Here is a 22,937-nt window from a genome sequence, read left to right as displayed (position 1 = left end):
CGGCGGTTTGTTTTTCCCGGCTTGTTTTCCAGCCTGTGTTTTTCCCAAAGCAGTGACTAACTTTTTTCAAGGCAGTGAATAACGGTGAAGGCGTGTCTACGGCAGATGTATTGAATGCGGACGTATTGAGTAAAGAAATGCTGGCGATGCAGGTACTGCGCGAAACCTTCGGCTACCAGCAATTCCGACCGGGCCAGCAAGACATTATCAATGCCGCCATCAACGGGCGCGATTGCCTGGTTATTATGCCGACTGGCGGAGGGAAGTCGCTGTGTTATCAGATCCCGGCGCTGGTGCTGGATGGGCTGACGCTGGTGGTATCGCCGCTGATTTCCCTGATGAAAGATCAGGTCGATCAATTGCAGGCCTACGGCGTGGCGGCGGCGTGCCTCAACTCGACCCAGAGTCGTGAACAGCAACAGGCGGTGTTTAACGCCTGTCGTTGTGGTGAGCTGAAGCTGTTGTACATTGCGCCGGAACGCCTCTCGACCGACGGTTTTCTGGACCAACTGGCGCACTGGAATACGTCGCTTATCGCCATTGATGAAGCACACTGTATTTCCCAGTGGGGGCATGACTTCCGCCCGGAATACCGCGCACTGGGGCAGATTAAGCAACAATGCCCTACACTGCCGATTGTGGCGTTGACCGCGACCGCCGACGACACCACCCGTCAGGATATCGCGCGGTTGCTGGATTTACGCGACCCGCTGGTCAATGTCAGTAGTTTTGACCGACCCAATATCCGTTATACGCTGGTGGAAAAATTCAAACCGCTCGATCAACTGTGGCTATTTATACATGGGCAGCGTGGTAAAAGCGGCATCGTGTATTGCAACAGCCGGGCGAAAGTCGAAGACCTGTGTGCCCGGTTGCAAAACCGTGGGCTGAGTGTCGGCGCCTATCACGCCGGGCTGGAGAACGAGCGCCGCGCGCAGGTGCAGGAGGCGTTTTTGCGCGATGACCTGCAGGTGGTGGTAGCTACCGTCGCATTCGGGATGGGGATCAATAAGCCTAATGTCCGTTTTGTGGTGCATTTCGATATTCCGCGCAATATCGAGTCCTATTATCAGGAAACCGGTCGCGCGGGTCGCGATGGGTTGCCCGCTGAAGCCGCACTGTTTTATGACCCGGCGGATATGGCCTGGTTGCGCCGTTGTCTGGAAGAGAAACCGGCGGGGATGCAACTGGATATTGAACGGCACAAGCTGAATGCGATGGGGGCGTTTGCCGAAGCGCAAACCTGCCGTCGTCTGGTGCTGCTCAATTATTTTGGCGAAAACCGCCAGCAGTCGTGCGGTAACTGCGATATTTGCCTTGATCCGCCACGGCGTTATGACGGACTGGTGGATGCGCAGAAAGCCTTGTCCTGTGTTTACCGGGTGGGGCAACGGTTTGGTATCGGGTACATCGCCGAAGTGCTGCGTGGTGCCAATAATCAGCGTATCCGCGAATTCGGTCACGATAAATTGCCGGTGTATGGCCTGGGGAAAGACAAAACCCAGGAGCAGTGGGTCAGTATTTTGCGTCAGTTGATTCATCTGGGCCTGCTGGCGCAAAACATTGCCCATCATTCCGCGCTGCAACTGACCGAGTCAGCGCGGCCGGTATTGCGCGGTGAAGTGCCGTTGCAACTGGCGGTCCCAAGGGTGAGTAGCCTGAGTAAGCCGCGTGCCAGCCAGAAAAGCTACGGCGGCAATTACGACCGCAAGCTGTTCGCCAAGCTGCGTAAATTGCGTAAATCCATTGCGGATGAAGACAATATTCCGCCATACGTGGTGTTCAGTGACGCCACGCTGTTGGAAATGGCTGAACTGTTGCCGGTGACCGCCAGTGAGTTGCTGGCGGTCAATGGTGTCGGGCAGCGAAAACTGGAGCGATTTGGCGTCCCCTTTATGACGCTGATTCGGGATCATCTCGATAACGGCGACGACTGATATGTGTCGGGTTTGCCTGTCGGCAGCGTTATTGGCCGGGGCATCGCCTTTTTCTGCATCTGAACGTTTTCTGTCTCTGAAAAAAAGGATTGCTCATGTTGATGTTGTTTCTCACGGTGGCGTTGGTGCATTTGATTGCACTGATGAGCCCAGGGCCGGATTTCTTTTTTGTCTCCCAGACGGCGATGAGTCGTTCTCGTCGCGAAGCGCTGATGGGCGTACTGGGGATTACGCTGGGCGTACTGGTATGGGCCGCTATCGCCTTGCTGGGGTTGCACCTGTTACTGGAGCGCATGGCGTGGCTGCACCGCATTGTCACCGTCGGCGGTGGCTTGTATCTGTGCTGGATGGGCTGGCAACTGCTGCGCTCGGCGTTGCGTAAGCGTGCTCATCAGGAGGATGACACCGTCGAGGTGGCATTGCCGCAGCGGGGTAAGACCTTTATGCGCGGGCTGTTAACCAACTTGTCTAACCCTAAAGCGCTGATTTATTTCGGTAGTGTGTTTTCGTTGTTTGTCGGTGATGACGTGGGGGCGGCGGCACGCTGGGGCCTGTTCACGCTCATTTCACTGGAAACCTTGCTGTGGTTTAGCGTGGTAGCGCTGGTGTTTGCCTTGCCAGTCATGCGTCGAGGTTATCAGCGGCTGGCGAAATGGGTGGACGGTCTGGCGGGCGCGTTGTTTACCGGCTTTGGCATCCATCTGATTATTTCGCGTTGACGCACACTTACGGGGAGAAACTCGCCGCAGCATGCGCGGCGAGTCGGTAATACGGGATTCAGGCTTTACGCGCTGTAGCCAGCAGCGCGCCGACCAGAATGAACAGTGAGCCAAAGGTGCGGTTGAGCTGCTTGAGTTGGCGCGGGCCTTTCAGCCACCGTGCGATGCGTCGCGCCAGTGTGGCATAACCAATCATCACTATCACATCCACGACCACGGTGGTGACGCCCAGCACCAGATACTGCATCGCCTGGGGTTGGTGCGGAATAATAAACTGAGGGAACAGTGCCGCCAGAAACACGATGCTTTTCGGGTTGGTCAGGTTGACTAATATCGCCCGTTTGAACAGGCGGCGACGCGGCATACTGTTTGCCAGCGTCTGCAAATCCAGCGACCCGGCGCTACGCCATTGCTGAATACCCAGCCAGATCAGGTAAGCGGCACCGAGCCATTTCAGGGCATCAAACGCCAGTACCGACTGCGATAACAGCGCTCCAAGACCAATCCCCACCAGCACGATGTGAATAGTCAGACCCAGTTGCAGCCCGGCAATAGAGGCAACCGCGCCCCGGTAGCCGTGGCTGATGCTGGTGCTCATGGTGTTGATAGCGCCGGAACCGGGCGACAGACTTAAAATAAGCGTGGTGAGAAGGTAGGTTAGCCACCAGTCTTGGGTCATGGGTGAATGCTCCCTGATTGCGGTTTTTTATGCCACAATACGCTAACGCCTGTCTTTGTGCTACCGCTCACAAAAATCAAACTGCTCGGCATGATTGACCTCGGGAGAGCCTGATGAATCCGTATCCGGAATGCCTGCTGACCAGAGAGTGGCAGTACGCCGCATTTGTTACTGGTCCCTTGCTGGATTTCTGGCGACAGCGTCAGGAGGGTATGTTCATCGGGGTGGATGACGTGCCTGTACGTTTCGTGCGTTTTACCTCATCGTTGCATCACCATGTGGTGGTGGTATTGCCCGGGCGTACCGACAGCTATGTAAAATACGCCGAGGTGGCCTATGACCTGTTCCAGTGCGGCTATGACGTTCTGATGATGGACCATCGTGGTCAGGGGCGTTCCGGTCGGTTGCTGAAAGACGGCCATCGTGGGCATGTTAACCGCTTTAGCGATTATGTGGACGACGTAGCGACGCTGTGGCAGCAACAGGTCGCGCCGGGGCCGTATACCCGGCGGTTTGCGCTGGCCCATTCGATGGGCGGTGCGATTCTGGCGCAGTTCCTGGCACGTCAGCCACAGGCGTTTGATGCGGCGGCGTTGTGCGCGCCGATGTGCGGCATCCTGTTGCCGATGCCACGCTGGCTTGCCTGGCGCATTCTGGCGTGGGCTGAACGTCGTCCCAGGATCAGGGATTACTATGCGATTGGTACCAGTCCGTGGCGGCCGTTGCCGTTTATGACTAACGAGCTAACGCACAGCCGTGAGCGCTACCGCCGTCATGTCCGTTTTTATGCCGATGACCCGGATTTACGCATCGGCGGCCCGACCTATCATTGGGTACGGGAAGCGTTACTGGTAGAAGAACAGTTACTGCAACAAGCACCCGCCATCACCACACCGTTACTGCTGTTGCAGGCGCAAGAGGAGCAGGTGGTGGATAACCGCAGCCAGGACGCCTTTTGTCAGGCGTTGGCGGCAGCCGGTCACCCGTGTGTGGGAGGCCGTCCTTACGTCGTTCGCGGTGCCCGTCACGACATTCTGTCAGAAAAGGATGCGATGCGGGCCGATGCCTTCGGGCAGATTTTGCAACATTTCAGCGATTATGATTAATACGTCTGTGCGGCCCGGCCGCCCGGCACCAGCGGAGGTTGAATTTCAACGTATGTACCCGATTGTTGCTTCCGATCTGGATGGCACACTGCTGTCACCCGATCACACCCTGTCACCCTATGCCAAGGAAACCCTGCGTCTGATGACGGAACAGGGGATTCATTTTGTGTTTGCCACCGGTCGTCACCATATGGATGTGGCGCAGCTTCGCGATAATCTGGCGATTAGCGCTTACATGATTACGTCGAATGGCGCTCGAGTGCATAACACCGACGGTGAACTGATTTTCAGCCATAATCTGGACCGCGATATCGCCCAGGAGCTGTATGGCATGGTGTATCACCACCCGGAAATCATGACGCATGTTTATCGCGATGATGAGTGGTTTCTGTGCCGCTCTCGTCCTGAGGAAGAGCGCTTTTTTACCGAGACGGTGTTCCGCTACAAACTGTTCGACCCAGATACGTTGGGTACAGATGGCGTCGGCAAGGTGTTCTTCACCTGTGAGGATCACGACAAACTGCTGCCGCTGGAAGAAGCGCTTAACGCTCGCTGGGGCGACCGGGTGAATGTCAGTTTCTCCACCCTGAGCTGTCTGGAAGTGATGGCGGGCGGCGTTTCCAAAGGCCATGCGCTGGAACAGGTCGCTAAAATTCTCGGTCACACCATCAAGGACTGTATCGCCTTTGGTGATGGCATGAACGATTATGAAATGTTGTCGATGGCGGGCAAGGGCTGCATCATGAACAATGCCCACCAGCGACTGAAAGACATGCTGCCGGATAACGAAGTGATCGGCACCAACATCGAACAGGCGGTGCCTCGGTACCTGCGGCGTCTTTATCTCGGTGATGAAGCCTGAGACACCGGTTGCGTGTTATGAAGGAAAGCGACGGCCTTGTCCGGGAAGTCGGTGAACAGGCCATCGACATCGGCTTGCCGGTAAAGCAGGGCGTAGAGTGCGTTGACGTCGCTTGCGTATTTCGGCAGCCGGTCGGCGCGCACGGTATAAGGGTGTACCACCATGCCGCTGGCGTGTGCCTCTTTTACCAGCGGGCTGATGGTGACCTTGCCTGTGTCGCCGCTTAGCAACATGTGATAGTCGGGACCAACACCATCGGCATAGCGGGCGATTTTTTGCATGGCACCCGGCTTGAGCATCCAGTCGTAGTCATAGTTGACCCAGCGCCCGTCCGGTTGTTGCTGTTGGGTTTCCTGCCAGCGCGTTTCGGCGATCAGTTGCACCAGCTTCAGGTTCATCCCCAGCGCGGGCTCCAGTTCCGTTTTGATGCGCTGTAGCTCGTTGGCGTCAAAGCATTGCAGATAAACCCGATCGCTTTTTTGGGTGTAGCCGTACTGCTTCAGCACCTCCAGCACCGCGCGTGAAATATCCTTTCCTTCCTGGCGGTGAAACCACGGTGCTTTGATCTCTGGATAAATCCCGATGTTTTTGCCGGTCGAGTGATTCAGCCCCTGAATAAACTCGATTTCGTCCTGAAAGGTATGAACACGAAAATCCGATTTACCCATTGGGAAGCGGTTGGGGTAGCTCTGTACCGGTTTGCCGTCTTTCAGGTCAAACCCTTCGGTGAATTTAAGTGAGCGGATTTCTGCCAGCGTAAAATCGATGGCGTAGTAACGGCCATCGGCTCGCGCCCGGTTGGGGAAGCGGCTGGCGACGTCGGTCACCCGGTCGAGGTAGTGATCGTGCAGCACCACCAGCGCATTATCTTTGGTCATCACCAGGTCCTGCTCCAGATAGTCCGCCCCTTGTGCATACGCCATCGCTTTGGCGGGCAAGGTGTGTTCCGGCAGGTAACCGCTGGCCCCCCGGTGAGCAATCACAATTTTATCGTCGGTTTGCGCCAGTGCGCCGAGGGATATCGCCAGTGCGACACCGGCTAATAATGGTTTGAACAGAGGAATCATGTCAGCGTCCTTTTTCAGTGGGAGAAAGAAAAGCTGTGTGAGTGGTGGTGATGAAAACGAACAGGTCGTTGATAACTCCCCGCCAGTCCGGTATGGACCGGCGGGGATAATGCTCATGGCTTATGGTAAGTAAACCATGACGAGATGACAGAATCAGGCGCGTTTCGCCAGTTCTGCTTTGTGTTTAGTCTCGTTAATCATGGTCAGCACCAGCAGCAATACCGCCAGCACACTACCGCCGATCATGACCATAAAGCCGCCGTTCCAGCCAAAGAAATCGACGGTGTAGCCGACGATGGCGCTGGCAGCGACCGAACCGCCCAGATAACCGAACAGGCCGGTGAAGCCCGCGGCGGTACCGGCGGCTTTCTTCGGTGCCAGTTCCAGCGCGTGCAGGCCAATCAGCATCACCGGGCCGTAAATCAGGAAGCCGATGACGATCATGCAGATCATATCCACGTTGGGGTTGCCGGCCGGGTTCAGCCAGTACACCACGGTGGCGATGGTCACCAGTGTCATGAAGAACACCCCGGTCGCGCCACGGTTACCCTTGAACACTTTGTCGGACATCCAGCCGCACAACAAGGTGCCTGGAATACCGGCGTATTCGTACAGGAAGTAAGCGATGGACGATTTATCCAGTGCGAAGTGCTTCACTTCTTTAAGGTAGGTTGGCGACCAGTCGAGAATGCCGTAACGCAGCAGGTAGACGAACACGTTGGCGAAAGCGATGTACCACAACAGTTTGTTGGGGAACACATACTGCATGAAGATTTCTTTCGCGGTCAGTTCCTGTTCATCTTTCTCGCTGTAATCCACCGGGTAATCGTTTTTGTATTCTTCGATCGGCGGCAGACCGCAGGATTGCGGGGTGTCACGCATCATGGCGAAAGCGAACAGCGCGACCAGAATGGCGGCGAAGGCCGGCATATAGAGTGCGGCTTTCCAGTCGTTGAACCAGGCCATCCCCAGCAGGAACAGTAACGGCGGAATGCCGCCACCCACGTTATGGGCGCAGTTCCAGATAGACACGATGCCGCCACGCTCTTTCTGTGACCACCAGTGCACCATAGTACGGCCACACGGCGGCCAGCCCATGCCCTGGAACCAGCCACAGACGAACAACAGCACAAACATCACCATGATGCTGGATGTCGCCCACGGCACGAAGCCCATAAACAGCATGACCACGGCGGCCAGAATCAGACCGGCAGGCAGAAAGACTCGCGGATTGGAGCGGTCGGATACCGACCCCATAATAAATTTGGAAAACCCGTAGGCGATGGAAATACCGGACAAGGCAAACCCGAGATCACCTTTGGAAAAACCCTGTTCGACCAGATAGGGCATCGCCAGCGCGAAGTTCTTTCTGACCAGATAGTAGGCGGCGTAGCCAAAAAAGATCCCCAGAAAAATCTGCCAGCGTAACCGGCGGTAGAGCGGGTCTACCTGATGTTCCGCCACGCGCGGGCGATGTGCCGCAGGCTTGAAAATACTCAGCATAAATAAACGATCCCCGATAGTTATTTTCTATAACGCTCGTCAGCGTAGCGAATGCGCGCCATCGTCAATGTGAGTCAGTACGCAATTGTTACACTTTTATGACGGCGGGCGCTATTTTGAGCTTTAAGTAACACAAATGAAATAATGATTTTCCATTTTTGGGTGATTTGAATCACATATCTGCGGTTGTCTCCGGGTTTTATTTTCGTTTTTTGAGTGTTTTTGTTCTTTATCAATCATTGCGGCGTTGATTTATGTCCCACTACAGACAGGCATGATCCGGACTGAGGTAAAACGGCAATGGCAAACAACGGTTTGCGGCGAGAAACGGATGTAGTGATTATCGGCGGCGGCGCCACGGGGGCGGGAACAGCCCGCGACTGCGCGTTGCGCGGGTTGCGCTGTCTGTTGCTGGAACGGCATGACATCGCCACCGGTGCCACTGGACGCAATCATGGATTGCTGCACAGCGGTGCGCGCTATGCGGTTACCGATGCGGAGTCTGCCCGTGAATGTATTGAGGAAAACCAGATTCTGCGGCGCATCGCCCGTCACTGTATCGAGCCGACCGATGGGCTGTTTTTGACCTTGCCGCAGGATGATATCGACTATCAAACCCGGTTTATCGCCGCTTGTCAGCGCGCGGGTATCCGGGCGCAGGCCATCGACCCACAGGAAGCATTGCGACTGGAACCCGCCGCGAATCCAGCGTTGATCGGTGCTGTGCGCGTGCCGGACGGTACGGTTGACCCCTTCCGGTTAACCGCCGCCAATATGATCGATGCCTGTGAACACGGTGCGGAAGTGCTGACGTATCACGAGGTCATTGGGTTACTCCGTCAGGGCGATCGTGTCGTTGGCGTGCGCGTTTTCGACCATAAGCGTCAGGTAGCCAGCGAAATTTATGCACAGGTGGTGGTGAATGCGGGCGGCATCTGGGGGCAACGTATCGCTGAATATGCCGACCTGAATGTGCGTATGTTCCCGGCCAAAGGCGCGTTGCTGATTTTGGGGCACCGCATCAATAACCGGGTGATTAACCGCTGTCGTCCACCGGCTGATGCCGACATTCTGGTACCTGGCGACACTATCTCGCTGATTGGTACCACCTCGACCCGCATCGACTACGACCAGATTGACCACATGACGGTGACGCCAGAGGAAGTGGATACGCTGATTCGTGAAGGCAGCATGCTGGCACCGCAACTGGCGCAGACCCGTATTTTGCGTGCTTACGCCGGGGTGCGACCATTGGTGGCTAGCGATAACGACCCCTCCGGGCGCAGCGTCAGCCGCGGCATCGTGTTGCTCGACCATGCCAGCCGTGACGGACTGGAAGGCTTTGTGACCATCACCGGCGGCAAGCTGATGACCTACCGGCTGATGGCGGAATGGGTAACCAACAAAGTCTGCGAAAAACTCGGTCACCGCGCCGAATGTACGACGGCGTCTCGCCCGTTGCCGGGATCGGAAACCACGGAACCGGACAGACCGCAGGCCACCTCGTCGCTTTCAGCACCGCTGCGTGGTTCGGCGATTTACCGCCACGGGCATCGTGCCGCGCCGCTGGTCTCCGGTCATCGGGTGGACAGCAGTCTGGTGTGCGAATGTGAAGCCGTGACGGCAGGCGAGGTGCGTTACGCGGTTGAGTCGCTGCAGGTGAACAACCTGACTGACCTGCGCCGACGTACCCGCGTCGGCATGGGAACCTGTCAGGGGGAATTGTGTGCTTGCCGCGCCGCTGGCCTGTTGTGCCGACTGGGGCAATCCACGCCGCAACAGGCGGTGTCGCAATTGAGCCAGTTCCTTAACGAGCGCTGGAAAGGCATGCGGCCCATCGCCTGGGGAAACACGTTGCGGGAAAGCGAATTTACCAGTTGGATTTATCAGGGCTTGTGCGGACTGACCGAACGCCCGGAGCAGGAGAACGGCGATGCATTATGACGTGGTGATCATTGGCGGTGGGCTGGCAGGGTTAACCTGCGGCATTCGCCTGCAAGAGCAGGGCAAACGCTGCGCTGTGGTCAGCGTCGGGCAAAGTGCGTTGACCTTCGCCTCCGGTGCACTGGACCTGCTGGCGACATTGCCGGATGGCACGGCGGTCGAGCAGCCGCTGACTGCGCTGGATGAACTGGCCGCGCAGGCGCCCTACCACCCCTATACCCTGATGGGCAAAGCACGAGTCAGCCAGCTGGCAGCGGATGCCGAAGCCTTGCTGGCGCGCTGTGGTCTGTGGTTGCGCGGTGATAGCGGCGGCAACCATCAGCGCCTGACACCGTTGGGCAAATGGCACCCCTGCTGGTTAAGCCCGTCAGATAGCGTTACGCGCGGCCTGTCGGGGTCACCCGCGTGGCGGCAGCCGTTGGTTGCCGGTATTGAAGGGTTTATGGATTTTCAGTCCCGACTGGTCGCCGGAGAATTGCAGGCACAGGGGATTGCGGCACGCGCCGATGATCTGCGCTTACCACTGCTGGATGCGCAGCGGCAGAACGCCAGTGAGTTCCGTTCACTGGCTATCGCCCGTGTGCTGGACACCCCGGCCGGTATCGCGGCGCTGGCGGAAGAGCTGATGACGCGGGCGAGCGGCAATGATGCCGTTATATTGCCTGCCTGTCTGGGGCTGGACGCTCAGGCACAACTGAATGCTGCACTGGGTAAACCGGTAGGACTGTTGGCGACGTTGCCGCCCTCGTTGCCGGGGATGCGCTTGCATCAGGCGCTGCTGGGGCGTTTTCGCCAGACCGGCGGGACGCTGATGCCGGGAGATAAAGTGTTGTCAGCGCAAGCACGCGAAGCGGGAGTCGCCTTGTATACCCGCAGCCACGGTGAGGTACCGCTGCGTGCCGATCATGTGGTACTGGCCAGCGGGAGTTTTTTCAGCAACGGTCTGGTGGCGGAACGCGATCGGGTGGTGGAGCCGGTGTTTGGTCTGGATGTCGATTTCCTGCCGACCCACGAGGACTGGAGTCAGCCTAACCTGTTTGCTGCTCAGCCTTATCTGCAATTTGGGGTCATCGCGGACGAGCAGTTACACCCGGCTATCGACGGCCACACCCAACACCGTTTGTATGCGATTGGCTCGGTATTGCGGGGGTATGACCCGTTACGGCAGGGGTGTGGCGGCGGGGTTTCACTGCTGAGCGCGCTATACGCCGCCGAGATGATCACAAGGGAGAACAGATGATGAGCCGGTCTGACACCAGTTTTGAGAATTGCATCAAATGTACCGTTTGTACTACTGCCTGCCCGGTCGCACGCGTCAATCCGTTCTACCCAGGGCCAAAACAAGCGGGGCCAGATGGCGAGCGGTTACGGCGCAAGGACCCGGCATTATTTGATGAGGCGTTGAAGTACTGCACCAACTGCAAACGCTGCGAGGTGGCGTGCCCATCGGATGTCAAAATTGGCGACATCATTCAGCGTGCCAAAGCCAGCCATAGCCAGCATCGTCCGACGTTGCGTGATGCTATTCTCAGTCACACGGATTTGATGGGGTCTGTCGCGACGCCGTTTGCGCCACTGGTGAATACGCTGACCGGGCTGAAACCCATGCGTCAGTTGCTGGATAAAGCGCTGAAAATTGACCATCGTCGCCAGTTGCCGCGCTATTCACACGGTACTTTCCGCAGTTGGTACCGTCGGCAGGCGGCACAGCAGTTGCAGTTTGCCGAACAAGTGGCTTATTTCCACGGGTGCTACGTTAACTACAATCATCCACAACTGGGCCGTGACCTGATCCGTGTGTTTAACGCGATGGGCGTCGGGGTTCAGTTGCTCACCAAAGAGAAGTGCTGCGGTGTGGCGCTTATCGCCAACCGTTTTCTCGATAAAGCCCGCAAGCAGGCGAACTTCAATCTGGCCTCTCTGGATGAGGCTATCAACAGTCGCGGTCTGCCGGTTATTGCAACGTCGTCCAGTTGCACCTTTACGCTGCGCGATGAATACCCCCATCTATTGGGGGTGGACAACCATCACGTGCGTGATGGCATAGAACTGGCGACTCGCCACCTTTATCGCTTGCTGGATCAAGGTCGAACATTGCCGTTGCAACCGTTGCCGCTGCGGGTGGTGTATCACACGCCCTGTCATCTGGAACGAATGGGGTGGACAGCGTATACCCTGGAATTACTGCGACGCATTCCGGGTCTGGAGTTGCAGGTACTGGATTCTCAGTGCTGCGGTATCGCCGGAACTTACGGTTTTAAAAAGGAAAACTATGACACCGCGCAGGGGATTGGCGCGCCGTTGTTCCGACAGATCGAAGCCAGTGGTGCTGATCTGGTGATTACCGATTGTGAGACCTGCAAATGGCAGATTGAAATGTCGACCAGTAAAGCCTGCGAACACCCCTTCAGCTTGCTGGCCAGAGCGTTGCCCGCGTAAAGCACTGCTCACGTAAAGTACTGCCCGTGTAAAGCACCCATGTTGAACCTCGCCTTCCCGGTTATTGGCTCCGGGAGGGCACACTGCGCTATTTCCCTTCCTTTTCAATGGTTAAACATCAACCACTTGATTCTGAAAAATAATTTTTTTGGGATACTGGCAGAAATAACCAGCATGTCAGCCGGAGCAGGCTGCCCGGCGAACATTTTCTTTAAATTGAACAAAAAATCGCTTTACAGATGCAAATGATAATGATTATTATTGCCATGCGTTCCGGGAAAGCCTAATGAATCCATCTCTGTGACTCATCGCGGTTTTGCTGTGAAGGCACGACATTGCTCACATTGCTTCCAGTATTACTTAGCCAGCTCGGGTGCTGGCTTTTTTTTATCCTGAATTTATTGGAATCCAGTTTCCAATAATTATTCCTGTTAACGCTGTTGCTGCCATCCCCTTAAGTGCTATCGCGTTGCGATATCAAAAATTTCTCCCGGAAATTTTTTGAATAGAGCGGTGAGTTTTTTAGGCTTTCTTATTCCCGGCTGGTCGCTAGACTGAAAAAAACATTCGAGGAGCGCAACATGATTTATTTACGCAAAGCACACGATCGCGGCCATGCTAACCACGGCTGGCTGGATAGCTGGCACACGTTTTCGTTTGCCGATTACTACGATCCGGATTTTATGGGGTTTTCCGCACTGCGGGTGATCAATGAAGACTATATCGAAGGTGGGCAGGGTTTTGGAACCCACCCGCACCGGGATATGGAAATTCTCACCTATGTGCTGGAAGGCACCGTGGAACATCAGGACAGTATGGGCAACAAGGAACAGATCCCGGCGGGTGAGTTCCAAATAATGAGCGCTGGCACCGGGATCCGCCACTCCGAGTACAACGCCAGCCAGGACAAACTGCTGCATTTGTACCAGATTTGGGTGATCCCGGAAAAAACCGGCCTGACGCCGCGTTATGAGCAGCGCCGTTTCGATGCGCCGCAGGGGCGCCAACTGGTGCTGTCACCGGATGCCCGCGACGGATCGCTGAAAGTATTTCAGGACATGACGTTGTGGCGCTGGGCGCTGAAGGCGCAGGAAGCGTCGTCCTACCAGACTCAACAGGGCCGTGTGTTATGGATTCAGGTGGTGCGAGGCACGATTGAGATCAACGGTCAGCAGGCGACCACCAGCGATGCACTGGCTATCTGGGATGAGGATTCTATTAGCGTGCGCGCCAGCGAAGACAGCGAAATCCTGCTGTTTGATTTGCCGCCGGTAAAGCAACAGTAACCGGCGCATGTCAGTAAAGGCGAGCCCATCGGGCTCGCCTTTACTTTTGATGACAAGACTTACGATGGCTGAGTGGTCGGAGTATCAGTTTCGCTGCTGGTTGTCACCGGTGTCGACTGGATGGGAACGATTTCGATGGTGGTGCCCGGTGTATAGGTATAGTCCGGCGTATAAACGACGCTGCCTGCCGTGGTCGTGACCGGATTATCGGTACTGGTTGCTTTTTTTGACAAGTCGCCGTAGGTCACGGTGACGGGCTTGCCTTCTGAAATGGTCACTTGGGCAGACTGGGGCGGCTCGGTGCCTGCTTTTTGTGCCTCAAGATGGGCCATCAGTCTACGCACGGCTTCCTCGCCGCTTTCGGGCGTAATATCCGGGTTAACTGATATTGAATCTATATTGATATTATATCCGCCTGTTTCTTCAGATTTGGTGACCGTAATTTTCGGACTCAATCCTACGGTTGGGACGTGCGTTCCAAGTTGAGAAATGCTAGTCATCGTATTGTCTCCAGAGTGTTATTAATGCTGCCAGTGGCAGCCAGATTTATAAGCCTCGATACCCGTCATACTTCACGTTATAGGTGTGTTGACGTTATAGCTGCGTTGGCCGTATTACTCGCCCTGCAAGGGCGCAACGCATTGCGCGGTGCAACACGCGAGCGTGTTGTCCTGCAACTCGACTTATTGAGAGTATCTATTCAGGTTTATTCGTTTTCACTGAGAGAAAGCCAAATTTCTGTATCCCGACATTTTTTATGGCATGTAATGATGGGTGCCATTCCGGCAAGAATACAATAATCGTATGTGAAACGGCTTATAATAAAAAATCATTTATGACCGTGTTACTTCATTAAAAATTAATTAATTTATTGGTGTGTCTATTTATTGAAAAATTAATTAATAATAAATGAATAATATAACTAAGTTAGTTTCGGGATGCCGTCATGCAGTTGTTATCATCGGTGTTCAGATAGATATTCTGCTAACCATTTCTTTAGTACAATCGGCGTTTTGAGTCGCGGGGATGTCAACGGATGATAAAGAAAAAAAGACCGGTATTGCAGGATGTCGCCGACCGGGTTGGGGTGACTAAAATGACGGTCAGCCGCTATTTGCGTAACCCGGAGCAGGTCTCTGAAGCATTGCGAGGCAAGATCGCCGCTGTGCTGGATGAATTGGGTTACATTCCCAACCGAACGCCGCATATTCTCGCTAATTCTACCAGCCGGGCCATCGGCGTGTTGCTGCCATCGCTCACCAACCAGGTGTTTGCTGAGGTGTTGCGTGGCATTGAAAAAGTGGCGGAATCGCAGGGCTATCAAACCATGCTGGCGCATTACGGCTACCAGCCGGAAGTGGAAGAACGGCGTCTGATGTCGCTGCTGGCTTATAACATTGATGGGCTGATTCTTGCTGAGCGCAACCATACGGCGCGTACCCGTCAGATGATTGCGGTAGCCGGGATCCCGGTGGTGGAGTTGATGGACTCGGTATCCCCTTGTCTCGATATGGCGGTGGGGTTTGATAATGTGGACGCCGCGCGCCAGATGACGCGTTATATGATTGCGCGTGGTCGCCGCCGCGTGGTGTACCTCGGCGCGCGTCAGGATGAGCGCACGTTATTAAAGCAGCGGGGTTATGAACAAGCGATGTCGGAGGCCGGGCTTGCCAGTTACAGCGTGATGAGTGAAAGCCCCTCGTCTTATACGTTGGGCGGCGAGCTGTTGCGTCGTGCGCAGGCGGAATACCCACAGCTCGATAGCCTGTTCTGTACCAATGATGACCTGGCGATTGGTGCCATGTTCGAATGCCAGCGGCAGGGGTTACGCGTTCCCGAACAGATGGGGATTGCCGGTTTCCACGGCCATGATATCGGACAAACCACGGTGCCACGGCTCACCAGCATACTGACACCGCGTAAGCGCATTGGCGAGATCGGTGCGGCACAGTTGCTGGCTCGTCTGCATGGCGAAACCTTGCCGACACCCCGTGTGGATGTCGGCTTTACCGTGCAAGTGGGCGAAAGCGTTTAAGGCCGGGGTCAGCGTGGCAGGCGAGCGCGCAATGCCTCGATACACCGCGCTACCACCTGGTCCATCGGGCCGTTGATATCCACGGTGATGACATCGGCTTCGGTTTCGTCCGGTTCCTCCAGCGCATCAAATTGACTTTGCAGCAGACCCGTCGGCATAAAATGGCCGGCGCGTGCCTGATGGCGTTGCAAAATGACGTCAAAACTGCCTTTCAGGTAGAGAAAGACCATACCGTCGTTGCCGTCGCGTAGCCGATCGCGGTAGCGCCTTTTCAGGGCGGAGCAGACGATAATGCCGGTTTCATTTTTATGCAGCAGACTGTAGGCGGCATCATTCAGGCGCTCCAGCCAGGGGGCGCGGTCATCGTCATTGAGCGGCTGGCCGTTGGCCATTTTCTGGATATTGGCCCTGGGATGCAGATCGTCGCCATCAATAAACTTGGCGTGAATGGCTTGTGCCAACTGGGCTCCCACGCTGGATTTCCCGCTGCCGGAAACCCCCATCAGAATAATACTTTGTCCTGACATAATTTGATCTCTATCCCAAACTGTAAATTAAATGCGTCGCGCAGGTTTCGTACTTTAACATGTTACCGGTATCATGATACCGGTAACATCGTGCATTGTGATAGTTGTCACGCGATAGTCGCCACATGACAGCCATCACATTGGGTGAATGCGCTCCCGACGGGATGCAACGATGCATGCCTGTCACGACGCAGGTACGCCACTACTGTAGCGAAGGCGTCGATGTCACACCGGGAGCCTTCGCAAAACATAAGAAAATCCCCTGTCGTTGCCCGGCTCGCGCAGGCAGGGGTTGCCGGAGAGAGTTATGCCACTCGTGATTGTCGCTGTGGGTGTCGCACTGCTGTTGGTGCTGATGATCCGCTTTAAACTGAATGGTTTTATCGCACTGATTCTGGTTGCACTGGCTGTGGGCGTCATGCAGGGAATGCCGGTGCAAAAAGTGATGACCTCCATCAAAAACGGGGTGGGCGGTACACTGGGTAGCCTGGCGCTGATCATGGGATTTGGCGCTATGCTGGGGAAATTGCTGGCGGACTGCGGCGGTGCACAGCGGATCGCCACCACGCTGATTCAGCGCTTTGGTCGTAAACATATCCAGTGGGCGATAGTACTGACCGGGTTTACCGTCGGTTTCGCGCTGTTCTATGAAGTGGGGTTTGTGCTGCTGTTGCCGCTGGTGTTCAGCATTGTGGCTTCCGCCCGTATTCCGCTGCTGTATGCCGGTGTGCCAATGGCAGCGGCGTTATCCGTCACTCACGGTTTTCTGCCGCCGCATCCGGGGCCGACAGCGATTGCCTCGCTATTCCATGCCGACATGGGTAAAACCCTGCTCTACGGTACGTTGCTGGGGATCCCGACGGTGATTCTGGCGGGGCCGGTTTACGCCCGTTTTCTGAAAAAGATCGATAAGCCGATCCCGGAAGGGCTGTATAACCCGAAACAGTTCACCGAAGAGGAAATGCCGGGCTTTGCCGTCAGCGTAATGACTGCACTGGTGCCGGTTATCCTGATGGCGCTGCGCGCCGTGGCAGAAATGATATTACCGAAGGGACATGCATTGTTGTCGTATGCCGAGTTCTTCGGCGACCCGGTGATGGCGACCCTGATTGCGGTGCTGATCGCGATTTTTACCTTCGGCCTGAACCGTGGCCGCAGCATGGATGAGGTGATGGGCACCATTACCGACTCGATTAAAATCATCGCCATGATGTTGCTGATCCTCGGCGGCGGCGGCGCGTTTAAACAGGTGCTGGTCGACAGCGGCGTAGACAAGTACATCGCCAGTATGATGCACGGTAGTAGCGTGTCACCGTTGCTGCTGGGTTGGCTTATCGCCGCCGTGCTACGCCTGGCATTAGGGTCTGCCACCGTGGCCGCGCTGACCGCGGGCGGGATTGTGGCGCCGATTATTGCCACCAGCGGCGTCAGCCCGGAATTGATGGTGATCGCGGTCGGTTCCGGCAGCGTGATTTTTTCTCACGTCAACGACCCCGGTTTCTGGCTGTTCAAGGAGTATTTCAACCTGAGCATTCCGGAAACACTGAAGTCATGGTCAGCGCTGGAAACCATTATCGCGGTGTGTGGCCTGGTCGGCACCCTGCTGTTGAGCTACATGGTGTGATGAAGACAGAGGGTGTGATTAAGACAGACAGGCGGTAACCCTATTCTCTCAGTCTCCGCAACGCGCGGGAGACTGAGAGAGCGGTCTGAGACAACAACGACCAGATGCTACAGTTTCAGGTAGGCCCGAATACCGTCCAGGAACATCTGGGTGGAGAGCATGACCAACACCAGCCCCATCAGCCGTTCCAACGCATTGACGCCTTTGTCGCCCAACAACCGCAGGAACAGATTTGATAGCAGCAGCACGACTACGGTAATGGCCCAGGCAATCAGCAGCGCCAGTGTCAGATGCGGCAATTGATTCGGGTACTGGTGGGAAAGCAGCATCAGTGCGGCCAGAATCGATGGCCCGGCCACCATCGGAATAGCTAACGGCACCAGAAACGGCTCATCACCGGCGGGTAAGCCACTGGTAAAGCCTTCCTGCGTTGGGAAAATCATGCGGATGGCAATCAAAAACAGCACGATGCCGCCGGAAATGGACACGGTTTCGGTACGCAGATTCAGTATGGCCAGAATCTTCTCGCCAGCGAACAGGAATACCAGCATCACCCCCAGTGCGATGATCATCTCCCGAATCAGCACCACACGTCGCCGTTTGGGATCCAGGTGTTTCAGAACAGACATAAACACCGGCAGGTTGCCGAGCGGATCCATAATTAACAGCAACAGAACGGTTGCCGAGATCATTTCAGTCATGGTGGCGGTAAGCTCCTTTCATCCCCGTCTTCTGGCAGGCACATTAGGCCTGCTGCTGAAAACGTCTGAGTCATCGAATAAATTCACTTGCGACTTCTGATACATTTTGTAAGGTTGACAGACATCACTTAAAACTATGCTCCCTGCCTGAAACGGCAGTCGGATTGCTTTTTGTCACCCCCAGGCAGGACGGTTACCATGAAAAATGTTGGTTTTGTTGGCTGGCGCGGAATGGTCGGTTCGGTACTCATGCAGCGCATGGTGGAAGAACGCGATTTTGATTTAATCCGCCCGGTATTCTTTTCTACGTCACAGCACGGTCAGCCAGCACCGGCGTTGGGCGGCCAGCAGGGTGTCCTGCAGGATGCCTACAATCTCGACGCGCTGCGCGCGCTGGATATTATCATCACCTGTCAGGGCGGCGATTATACCAATGAAATTTACCCAAAGCTGCGTGAAAGTGGCTGGCAAGGGTACTGGATCGACGCAGCATCTTCTCTGCGCATGAAAGATGATGCGATTATTATTCTGGACCCGGTTAACCACGGTGTTATCCAGTCAGGTCTGGATAAAGGCATCAAAACGTTTGTCGGTGGTAACTGTACCGTCAGCCTGATGTTGATGTCGCTGGGTGGCCTGTTCGCCAACGATCTGGTGGAGTGGGCATCCGTTGCCACCTATCAGGCAGCGTCCGGCGCGGGTGCGCGCAATATGCGTGAGTTGCTGATTCAGATGGGCCAGTTGAACGCCGAAGTCGCCGCTGAACTGAGCGACCCGGCTTCCGCCATTCTGGATATCGAGCGCAAAGTGACGGCATTGTCACGCGGCGGTCTGGATGTGGAAAACTTCGGTGTGCCGTTGGCGGGTAGCCTGATCCCGTGGATCGACAAACAACTGGAAAACGGTCAGAGCCGTGAAGAGTGGAAAGGCCAGGCCGAAACCAACAAGATTCTGAATACCGCCAGCACCATTCCGGTGGATGGGTTGTGCGTGCGTATCGGCGCGCTGCGCTGCCACAGCCAGGCGTTCACGCTGAAGCTGAAAAAAGATGTGTCGATTCCGGAAATCGAGCACATGCTGGCTACCCACAATGATTGGGTGAAAGTGGTGCCGAATGACCGCGAAATCACCATGCGTGAACTGACTCCGGCAGCGGTGACCGGTACGTTGTCTACCCCGGTGGGTCGTCTGCGTAAACTGAATATGGGGCCGCAGTACCTGTCCGCTTTCACCGTCGGTGACCAGCTGTTGTGGGGCGCTGCCGAACCGCTGCGCCGCATGCTGCGTATCCTGTTGTAATCTCCTTCCTGCTAAAACGCGCCCGTTGGGCGCGTTTTACTGTTATCCCTCGGTCACCCGCCTCAGGCGGCGATGATCTTTTTCTGGCAATGGTGTGCGGTCTTGTCCATTCTTATTTGTCCATCAGGGATTTGAGCGCCGTTTTGCGCTGAATCACGATCATCATGATGAACCCCGGCATAATGGAACGGCCTGCGTGACACCACGTCGGAGGATTTTTTTCGCTTTTTTTGTGAGGCTGACATGCAACGATTGACGATTTCTCTGGATGACCCGCTGGCTGAGGCGTTGGATGCACTGATGCTGCGAAAAGGCTATGCCAACCGGTCGGAAGCGTTTCGCGATATGTTGCGGCGTGAATTGGGCGAAATGACGGTAGCGCAGGATAAAGACGCCGAGTGCGTGGCGGTGCTGAGCTATGTGTATGACCATCATGAGCGTCAGTTGTCGAGCCGACTGGCCGGTATGCAGCATGAACATCATCACCTGACGGTGTCCACCATGCACACCCACCTCAGTCATGACGAATGTGTGGAAACCGTGATTTTGCGTGGCCCCACCGAGCGTGTAGAGCTGTTTGCCGCGTCGGTCATCGCTCAGACAGGGGTGCGTCACGGGCAGCTGAATCTGATCCCGATGGAGCAGGCCGCCGCTAAGGAATAACGGAATACATGCAGCAACACCGGTGTATTGTTAAGCCAGTTTGCGGGTCGGCTGGCGTTAGCGGTGGTTGGCACAAGGTGAAAAATCGCCGAGGCCGACTCATTAACTGCATGAATTATAAATAATATAAAATATTTTCCCGCCGAAATAATATATAACGCTTGCTTTCATGCCTGATGAATGCGTTAATAGCCGCACGGTTTGTTAGTCAGACCTATTTATGCAAAGCATTTTACTAAAGTAGTCCTCAGTCCAAGCGTTATCCCTGATATCACTTCCCCTGAATCTCTTTTTTTCTTGCTCATAAGTATTTCCTGCATTGCAGACCCCTGTTGCCCTCAAATGGGCTGGAAAAAATTACGAGGTAATATGATGTCTAATAAAATGACTGGTTCAGTAAAATGGTTTAACGAATCTAAAGGTTTTGGCTTTATCAGCCCGGCTGATGGCAGCAAAGACGTATTCGTACACTTCTCTGCAATTCAGAGCGACAGCTTCAAAACGCTGTACGAAGGCCAGAAAGTAGAATTCGTTATCGGCAACGGTCCGAAAGGTCCTTCTGCTGAGAACGTAGTCGGGCTGTAATTTCCCGGGTCATCCTCACCGACGATAGCGAAGATGGCGTTAGCCGGAGCAGTGAGGTGATGTGATGCCGAGATCAGCCTAAGAACGGCTTCCCCCAGGGGAAGCCGTTTTTTATTTCAGGCGTGAGTTTTATTTCGGTATGTGTTTTATTTCAGGTATGAGTATGACTGCACCCGCCTGACACGCTCTTATCCCACCCTCAGCGGCACCCGTACCCGAACGCGGGTAAAGCGTTCCGGCTCGCTGGTAACCGTGATGCCGTAATGATGGCCGTAGCGCGCCTTGATGCGCCGGTCTACCAGATTCATCCCCAGCCCGTCGCTACCGTTGCGGGGGTAATAAGCCCCGGCGTTATCCTCTATCGTGAGCTCCAGCATATTGGCGTGAGTACGGGCATCAATGCGCAAATAACCGTTATCCAGCATGTGGGCGATGCCGTGCTTGATGGCGTTTTCCACCAGCGGTTGCAGGGAAAAGGCGGGTAATCTGGCGGCCTTGAGCGATGTTGGAACGGCGATGTCCACCGTCAGCAGATTGGCGAAACGGGCCTTTTCAATATCAAGATAGGCGTTGATGTGCTCCAGCTCATCACTGAGCGCGACTTCATCACCGCTGCGTTTGAGGTTCTTACGAAAAAAGGTTGAGAGCGATAACACCAACTGACGGGCCTGATCCGGATTGCGGCGGATAATCGACGATAAGGTATTGAGGGTGTTAAACAGGAAATGGGGGTTCACCTGCGCATGCAGAAGTTTAATTTCGGATTGTGCCAGCAACTGCTTTTGCTGCTCGAAACGACCCGCGAAAATTTGAGCCGACAGCAAATGGCCGATACCTTCCCCCAGCGTGCGGTTTATGCTGGAGAATAACTTGTTTTTCGGTTCATACAGTTTGATGGTGCCGATAACCCGCTGCTCTTCGCCACGCAGTGGGATAACCAGCGTAGACCCCAGTTTGCAGTGTGACGACAGCGGGCAGCAAAAAGGTACTTCGTTACCGTCAGCATACACCACTTGATTACTGTCGATAGCCTGATGGGTATAGGACGATGTAATCAGCGAACCGGCGGTGTGGTGATCATCGCCTGTGCCGACAAAAGCCAGCAGCTTTTCCCGATCGGTGATGGCGACGGCACCAACCCCCAGTTCTTCATACAAGATCCTGGCCACCCGCAGGCTGGTATCCGGATTAAACCCTTCCCGTAATACCCCTTCCGCCCTTGCCGCAATCTGCAAAGCACGCGCAGAAAACGCCGAGGTGTATTTCTCAAACATGGCTCGCCTGTCCAGCAGGATCCGCATGAACATGGCCGCCCCGATACTGTTGGTGATGATCATCGGCAACGCGATGCTCTTAACCAGCGTCAGCGCTTCGCCAAATGGGCGCGACAACAGCAGGATGATGCTCATCTGCACTATTTCCACCAGCAAAGTGACAGCCGCGATAACCAACGGCTGAAACAACAGATCGATACGGTGGCGACGCAGCATATAACGGTGTAGCAGGCCACCGGCCAATCCTTCCATGATGGTGGACACCATGCATGCCAGTGCGGTCATACCGCCTAATGAATAACGGTGCAGGCCACCGGTTAACCCCACCAGTACGCCGACCGTCGGCCCTCCCAGTACGCCGCCCAATAGCGCGCCGATGGCGCGGGTATTGGCGATGGAGTCGTCAATATGCAGGCCGAAGTAGGTGCCGAGAATGCAAAACATGGAAAACGTCAGATAGCAGATCAATTTATGCGGCAGATGAAGGGTAACCTGCGTCAACGGAATGAACAGCGGTGTTTTGCTCAGCAAATATGCGATAACCAGATAGACGCACGTTTGTTGTAGCAATGACAGAATCAAATCAACCTGGCTGACCATCTCCACACACCTCCCTGTTGGATCAAGCAATTCTACGTGTTGTACACCAAGGTAACCCGAACAAGATCAATATTCGCTAACGCTATG

The 22,937-nt window shown here is 55.2% G+C and carries 21 protein-coding genes; 13 read left to right on the top strand and 8 right to left on the bottom strand.

Translation table 11 applies throughout. The annotated features are described in order from the left end of the window. Nucleotides 1–92 precede the first annotated feature (92 nt). Nucleotides 93–1,937, top strand: a complete 1,845-nt coding sequence (recQ, locus tag DZE2538_RS18210; protein ID WP_038917222.1) for an ATP-dependent DNA helicase RecQ — start codon at nucleotides 93–95, stop codon at nucleotides 1,935–1,937. Nucleotides 1,938–2,032: 95 nt separating this feature from the next. Beyond that, nucleotides 2,033–2,656 (top strand): threonine export protein RhtC, encoded by a 624-nt coding sequence (rhtC, locus tag DZE2538_RS18205; protein WP_019845837.1) that lies wholly within the window; start codon nucleotides 2,033–2,035, stop codon nucleotides 2,654–2,656. A 58-nt stretch (nucleotides 2,657–2,714) separates the two neighbouring features. Here rhtC and rhtB read toward each other — a convergent pair whose 3' ends face one another. Then, the gene (rhtB, locus tag DZE2538_RS18200; RefSeq protein ID WP_019845836.1) at nucleotides 2,715–3,335 is read right to left on the bottom strand and encodes a homoserine/homoserine lactone efflux protein; all 621 of its coding nucleotides are present in this window, start codon (nucleotides 3,333–3,335) and stop codon (nucleotides 2,715–2,717) included. A gap of 113 nt (nucleotides 3,336–3,448) precedes the next feature. Between rhtB and pldB the strand changes: the two genes are divergently transcribed. After that, complete coding sequence (pldB, locus tag DZE2538_RS18195; RefSeq protein ID WP_038916929.1) at nucleotides 3,449–4,441, top strand: lysophospholipase L2; 993 nt, start codon at nucleotides 3,449–3,451, stop codon at nucleotides 4,439–4,441. 52 nt (nucleotides 4,442–4,493) lie between these two features. Then, a complete protein-coding gene (yigL, locus tag DZE2538_RS18190) occupies nucleotides 4,494–5,303 on the top strand; it encodes a sugar/pyridoxal phosphate phosphatase YigL (RefSeq protein WP_026358029.1) in 810 nt (269 codons plus the stop codon). On the opposite strand, the gene glpQ is transcribed toward yigL, so the two are convergent. Both glpQ and glpT read right to left on the bottom strand, forming a co-directional pair. Next, nucleotides 5,282–6,370, bottom strand: a complete 1,089-nt coding sequence (glpQ, locus tag DZE2538_RS18185) for a glycerophosphodiester phosphodiesterase (RefSeq protein WP_038916928.1) — start codon at nucleotides 6,368–6,370, stop codon at nucleotides 5,282–5,284. The genes yigL and glpQ overlap by 22 nt on opposite strands. A 153-nt stretch (nucleotides 6,371–6,523) precedes the next feature. Beyond that, complete coding sequence (gene glpT / locus DZE2538_RS18180) at nucleotides 6,524–7,873, bottom strand: glycerol-3-phosphate transporter (RefSeq protein ID WP_023640950.1); 1,350 nt, start codon at nucleotides 7,871–7,873, stop codon at nucleotides 6,524–6,526. Between the two features lie 300 nt (nucleotides 7,874–8,173). On the opposite strand from glpT, the gene glpA reads away from it, so the two are divergent. From glpA to DZE2538_RS18160, 4 genes are all read left to right on the top strand, one after another. Then, complete coding sequence (glpA, locus tag DZE2538_RS18175) at nucleotides 8,174–9,817, top strand: anaerobic glycerol-3-phosphate dehydrogenase subunit A (protein ID WP_016942904.1); 1,644 nt, start codon at nucleotides 8,174–8,176, stop codon at nucleotides 9,815–9,817. Then, complete coding sequence (glpB, locus tag DZE2538_RS18170; RefSeq protein WP_038916927.1) at nucleotides 9,807–11,057, top strand: glycerol-3-phosphate dehydrogenase subunit GlpB; 1,251 nt, start codon at nucleotides 9,807–9,809, stop codon at nucleotides 11,055–11,057. The genes glpA and glpB overlap by 11 nt, the downstream gene beginning before the upstream one ends. Next, entirely contained in the window at nucleotides 11,054–12,256 is a 1,203-nt protein-coding gene (gene glpC / locus DZE2538_RS18165) for an anaerobic glycerol-3-phosphate dehydrogenase subunit GlpC (protein ID WP_038916926.1), read from the top strand. Before glpB ends, glpC begins: the two co-directional genes overlap by 4 nt. 581 nt (nucleotides 12,257–12,837) lie before the next feature. Further along, complete coding sequence (locus tag DZE2538_RS18160; protein WP_038916925.1) at nucleotides 12,838–13,542, top strand: pirin family protein; 705 nt, start codon at nucleotides 12,838–12,840, stop codon at nucleotides 13,540–13,542. Between the two features lie 59 nt (nucleotides 13,543–13,601). Here the strand turns inward: DZE2538_RS18160 and DZE2538_RS18155 are convergent, their stop codons facing one another. Continuing rightward, entirely contained in the window at nucleotides 13,602–14,042 is a 441-nt protein-coding gene (locus tag DZE2538_RS18155; RefSeq protein ID WP_023640946.1) for a hypothetical protein, read from the bottom strand. Nucleotides 14,043–14,578: 536 nt separating this feature from the next. Here DZE2538_RS18155 and gntR point away from each other — a divergent pair. After that, nucleotides 14,579–15,577: a gluconate operon transcriptional repressor GntR gene (gntR, locus tag DZE2538_RS18150; RefSeq protein ID WP_028085704.1), complete on the top strand. Its 999-nt coding sequence runs from the start codon at nucleotides 14,579–14,581 to the stop codon at nucleotides 15,575–15,577. Nucleotides 15,578–15,585: 8 nt separating this feature from the next. On the opposite strand, the gene DZE2538_RS18145 is transcribed toward gntR, so the two are convergent. Together DZE2538_RS18145 and DZE2538_RS21060 are read right to left on the bottom strand one after the other, a co-directional pair. Next, on the bottom strand, nucleotides 15,586–16,104 hold the full coding sequence (locus DZE2538_RS18145; RefSeq protein ID WP_023640944.1) for a gluconokinase: 519 nt from the start codon (nucleotides 16,102–16,104) through the stop codon (nucleotides 15,586–15,588). 107 nt (nucleotides 16,105–16,211) lie between these two features. Beyond that, nucleotides 16,212–16,355 (bottom strand): hypothetical protein, encoded by a 144-nt coding sequence (locus DZE2538_RS21060; protein ID WP_155242667.1) that lies wholly within the window; start codon nucleotides 16,353–16,355, stop codon nucleotides 16,212–16,214. A gap of 56 nt (nucleotides 16,356–16,411) precedes the next feature. Here DZE2538_RS21060 and gntT point away from each other — a divergent pair, with 56 nt between their 5' ends. Further along, nucleotides 16,412–17,728 (top strand): gluconate transporter, encoded by a 1,317-nt coding sequence (gene gntT / locus DZE2538_RS18140; RefSeq protein WP_019845826.1) that lies wholly within the window; start codon nucleotides 16,412–16,414, stop codon nucleotides 17,726–17,728. A gap of 107 nt (nucleotides 17,729–17,835) precedes the next feature. Here the strand turns inward: gntT and DZE2538_RS18135 are convergent, their stop codons facing one another. Then, on the bottom strand, nucleotides 17,836–18,429 hold the full coding sequence (locus DZE2538_RS18135; RefSeq protein ID WP_019845825.1) for a YhgN family NAAT transporter: 594 nt from the start codon (nucleotides 18,427–18,429) through the stop codon (nucleotides 17,836–17,838). 198 nt (nucleotides 18,430–18,627) lie between these two features. Between DZE2538_RS18135 and asd the strand changes: the two genes are divergently transcribed. The 3 genes from asd to cspE all read left to right on the top strand — a co-directional run bounded on the left by asd (nucleotide 18,628) and on the right by cspE (nucleotide 20,976). After that, nucleotides 18,628–19,728, top strand: a complete 1,101-nt coding sequence (gene asd, locus DZE2538_RS18130) for an aspartate-semialdehyde dehydrogenase (protein ID WP_023640941.1) — start codon at nucleotides 18,628–18,630, stop codon at nucleotides 19,726–19,728. Between the two features lie 243 nt (nucleotides 19,729–19,971). Continuing rightward, nucleotides 19,972–20,391 carry a nickel-responsive transcriptional regulator NikR gene (gene nikR / locus DZE2538_RS18125; RefSeq protein ID WP_038916924.1) on the top strand — a complete coding sequence of 140 codons (420 nt, stop codon included), beginning with the start codon at nucleotides 19,972–19,974 and terminating at the stop codon, nucleotides 20,389–20,391. 372 nt (nucleotides 20,392–20,763) lie between these two features. Continuing rightward, nucleotides 20,764–20,976, top strand: a complete 213-nt coding sequence (gene cspE, locus DZE2538_RS18120) for a transcription antiterminator/RNA stability regulator CspE (protein WP_012768004.1) — start codon at nucleotides 20,764–20,766, stop codon at nucleotides 20,974–20,976. Nucleotides 20,977–21,164: 188 nt separating this feature from the next. On the opposite strand, the gene DZE2538_RS18115 is transcribed toward cspE, so the two are convergent. Further along, a complete protein-coding gene (locus DZE2538_RS18115) occupies nucleotides 21,165–22,850 on the bottom strand; it encodes a sensor histidine kinase (RefSeq protein ID WP_038916923.1) in 1,686 nt (561 codons plus the stop codon). Nucleotides 22,851–22,937 lie beyond the last annotated feature (87 nt).

Source organism: Dickeya zeae NCPPB 2538, from assembly GCF_000406165.1.
Classification (GTDB): domain Bacteria; phylum Pseudomonadota; class Gammaproteobacteria; order Enterobacterales; family Enterobacteriaceae; genus Dickeya; species Dickeya zeae.
This window is presented reverse-complemented; position numbering and strand designations above follow the sequence as displayed.